The organism is Streptomyces otsuchiensis (assembly GCF_004305975.1).
GTDB lineage: Bacteria > Actinomycetota > Actinomycetes > Streptomycetales > Streptomycetaceae > Streptomyces > Streptomyces otsuchiensis.
The window spans coordinates 1-274 of sequence record NZ_BHZI01000656.1; the positions used below are offsets into that span (position 1 = coordinate 1).

Annotated in this window: 1 protein-coding gene; it reads left to right on the forward strand. The window is 70.4% G+C overall.

The features are described from left to right. The coding region (locus E0D90_RS28730) for an alcohol dehydrogenase catalytic domain-containing protein (protein WP_157996971.1) at window positions 1-274 on the forward strand (274 nt) is incomplete at both ends.

Below are 274 nucleotides of genomic sequence, written 5' to 3' on the forward strand. Positions count from 1 at the left end.
CGCCCACCCCGGGCGAGCGCGTTGGCGTACCGTGGCTCGGCTGGACATGCGGCGTCTGCCCGTACTGCCTGCACGGGCGCGAAAATCTGTGTGACCACCCTGCCTTCACCGGCTACACGCGCGATGGCGGCTATGCTCAATACGCCGTTTGCGACGCGCGGTACTGCCTGCCGATTCCCGCGCGGTACGACGACGCCCACGCCGCGCCGCTGCTCTGTGCGGGGCTGATCGGCTACCGCACGCTGCGCATGGCCGGCGATGCACGCAGGATCGG